Raw genomic sequence first — 3,321 nt, 5'->3', positions numbered from 1 at the left:
TAGAGAAAGTTGTACGTTTGAGCGCAACTTGGTATGAGATCATATAAGATGATGGCTGTTGAGTGTTCACCAGCAAAAGTCAACAATCAACCAATTAGTTTTATCAAAAATTCATAGTTTGATTGGTCTTTCTTCTTTAAAACTTTACCAAACCTTTGTTGTGTATTTTTGTCCTTGAAATCAGGTAAGCTGTGATGGTCAGCTCATAGAATTTAGTATAAATTGTAACTGAAAATAAGCAGTTAACCTATTTTCATTGAAGTTGGTAAAAGCGTCGGTAAAAACCAGTATATTAGTCCTATCGAGTCCAATATCTTGGCTTACTTTGAGCAAGAAAAAAAGAAGTCGTCGGGCACGCGCCCCGCGTCGGTAATGTCGAATCGCAATTAAAATTTCCAGCTTTCTCAAATCACAGAAGAAATAACAGGATTATTGAGAATATAGGCAGTTTGTTAACATTAATTAAAATTAAATTATAATTATAATACCATCTTTAAACCTTTATCTGTAGTTTTTGATACAAATTTAGATGAGCTTACCCAGGGTAATGTCAGCTTTTTAAGAGTGGAAAACCCTGGCCAAAAGGCCACGCGTGCGCGTTCAAGAAGCTTATTTATTATGGCTTTGAGCTGAAAGCTGATTAAGAATGGCTGATAACACCTCAAGTAGCGTGGCTTTTAGCCAAGTCTGAATGCTGAAGTCTTAGCTCATCAGTTAAGTGGTAACACTTGAGCTCCTGTGCAGTTGTTTTGGTAGTGTCATAAGATGTTGGCTGTTGAGTGTTCACCAGCAACAGCCAACAGTCAACCAATTAGTTTTATCAAAATTTCATAGTTTGATTGGTCTTTCTTCTTTTAACCTTTACCAAACTTTTCCATTGTATTTTTATGCTTGAAATAAGGTAATATATCAGCTTTTTAAGAATGGAAAACCCTGGCCAAAAGGCCACGCGTGCGCGTTCAAGAAGCTTATTTATTATGGCTTTGAGCTGAAAGCTGATTAATAATGGCTGATAGCTGAATGCTGAATGATGAAAGCTTACCTAATAAGTTAAGTGGTAACAATTGAGCTCATGTCCGGTTGTTTTGGTAGTGTTTATAGTTGTTATTTGTGGTAATAGGTAATAACTCGGGAGTAATCCCAATTACCTATTACTAATTACACAAGCTTTACAATACCTAGGCGACCGGACATGCTATGAATTATAGCTATATAAATTTTTATAAATTACCGCCAATATGGCAATACAGCTCAATAGTAATCGTGTTTGATTACTTGATGTCTACCTACTTAATTAGAACTCTGCAAAAGCCATTCCACAGGTGCGACCCGTGGCGAATTTAATTCGCCAAGGTCAAGGGCACCTATAGGAATGCCTTAGCTGAGGACTTTATTGATTAAATTTAGAGATGTATAGCCATGTTCAGAACTAACAAGCAAAGTACCAATCCATCCCTCTCACAGGTAGCTGATCTCAATACCAGTCTAACTCCGCGTGATCCACTGCCCAACAAACGTGTTGATTTACTAAAACCTGTGCGCCGATGGCTGGATCAAATAGAAATTACAGATCAAACCCTAGCTAGATTCCTCTCCAAAATTATTCCTGGTCAATGTCCCTTTGAGCGGGATTTAAAACTTTTCGGTCACTTAGTACTACACATCCCTCCCCTATGTAAGCTCAACCCTCTCTACGAGCAATTAGCTAGCCTACGTTTTCGGGCTCTGTGTTACCTAGTGGATCAGTGTGGAGAGGATATTGAATTTTACGCTTGAGAGGGGTATACCTTCTCTGTTTCGGCTAAGCAAATACACAAAGTTGATTACACATTTCACAAAACTCAAAGGCTTACAATGTCAGGGTTACAGAGATTGGGACTAGGTAATTAATTCTGCTATCGGTGCTTAGTAGTTAGTACTCAAAACGTAAGCATTCAACCTAGCGCATAAGCTAATCGCTGATAGCGATAGGCTGAATGCTTACCTCAAAACTACTAACTACTAATAACTAATCACAGGAGACGAAAGCTAATCGCCTTGATTTCTAGTTAAGGTGATTAGTCGCCACCCATCTTTGGTGCTAATCGCAGTTTGTGCAATAAGCTTACTCAGCTGTAGCCAGTTCTGTGCTGCCACGAACGCGACGACGGGTCAGGGTGTTGTATAGCATTATACCAATGGCTTTAATCAGATTACCCTCTAGTTCCTGGAACATCTTCATATTCATGCCAAACGCAGCATTAGCTTCTTCCACAATCCGATCCGCTGTGGCATCATCAATGGGTAGCTCATCCATGGCTTGCCGATACGTGGCTTTGAATCCCTTCTCATCAGAGATTTGCTTGAATTCATAAAAAGCAGTACCTTGCCCATCTGATAAATTCATCCCCCGCTGGGCAATCTTTTTGAGAATCTGTCCACCAGATAAGTCCCCTAAATAGCGGGTGTAGGAGTGAGCAACCAATAGTTCTGGTTCCTTCTCAGAGATATCTTTAATTCTTTGGACATACTCTTTAGTGGCCACTGAGGGTACTACTTGCTGTTGCCAGTTAGAACCGAAGTAATAGCATAGGTCTTGCTCTAGGCTCTTTTTCCGATCAAGCTCTTGGAAGTAGATTTTTGAAACAATGGGGTGTTCCCGATGGCGCTCCATCTCTTCTTCCATCGTGGAATAGACGAAGTAAAGGTTGGATACTAATTTCCGGTAGGAGGTTTTTTCAACGGTTCCTTTCAAAAAGCACTTGACAAAACCCACATTCTCTGCCATGGTATGGGATTTTTTTGTCCCCTCACGTAACTTGGTGGCTAAATTGGTACTCATTCTTTATTTTTGTTCCTAAAGTTGACGGTATTTGTATTACTACTTACAGACAAGCGAATATCTTTCCAAATTATTAGAGTAAACTGATTTAATGAAAAATTTTGTTAAGAATTCTTACGTCAAGCCGAGATTCTATCTCCCCCACGGTCAGAGAGCAAGTTCATAGATCCTGAAACTGATCAGTTTAGCAACGGTTTGATCAGTACACAGAGGGGGGAAGGGAGAAGTTGTATGCTAGATTCAAAGGCTCAACTGTCGCAACCATCCAAAAAACTCTAGAAACTAGCAAGACACCAGGATTATTTAAGTAAAAATACTTAGGCAGTCGTCAGCCATCAGCTCTCAGCCATCAGCCATCAGCCATCAGCTGAGAGCTCTGAGCTCTCAGCGATTGGGCTGTGGCCACGCTACTTGAGGTGTTTATGCGCTACGGGCACGCTGTCTTGATCCAAAAGCGAGTGGTTTTGGGTCTACAGACCCAAACCACGGCAGTTGCTCAA

2 protein-coding genes are annotated in these 3,321 nt (G+C 40.4%); one reads left to right on the top strand and one right to left on the bottom strand.

All coding sequences use genetic code 11. The annotated features are described in order from the left end of the window. Window positions 1-1,419: 1,419 nt before the first annotated feature. Window positions 1,420-1,776: a Mo-dependent nitrogenase C-terminal domain-containing protein gene (locus F6K20_RS30595; RefSeq protein ID WP_008179812.1), complete on the top strand. Its 357-nt coding sequence runs from the start codon at window positions 1,420-1,422 to the stop codon at window positions 1,774-1,776. A gap of 328 nt (window positions 1,777-2,104) precedes the next feature. Here the strand turns inward: F6K20_RS30595 and F6K20_RS30590 are convergent, their stop codons facing one another. Further along, window positions 2,105-2,821 (bottom strand): biliverdin-producing heme oxygenase, encoded by a 717-nt coding sequence (locus tag F6K20_RS30590; protein WP_008179810.1) that lies wholly within the window; start codon window positions 2,819-2,821, stop codon window positions 2,105-2,107. Window positions 2,822-3,321: the final 500 nt, after the last annotated feature.

Source organism: Moorena sp. SIO2C4, assembly GCF_010672485.1.
In the GTDB taxonomy this organism is placed as follows: Bacteria; Cyanobacteriota; Cyanobacteriia; order Cyanobacteriales; family Coleofasciculaceae; genus Moorena; species Moorena producens.
The sequence above is the reverse complement of the archived record's forward strand: the minus strand, read 5'-3'. Positions and strand labels throughout refer to the sequence as shown.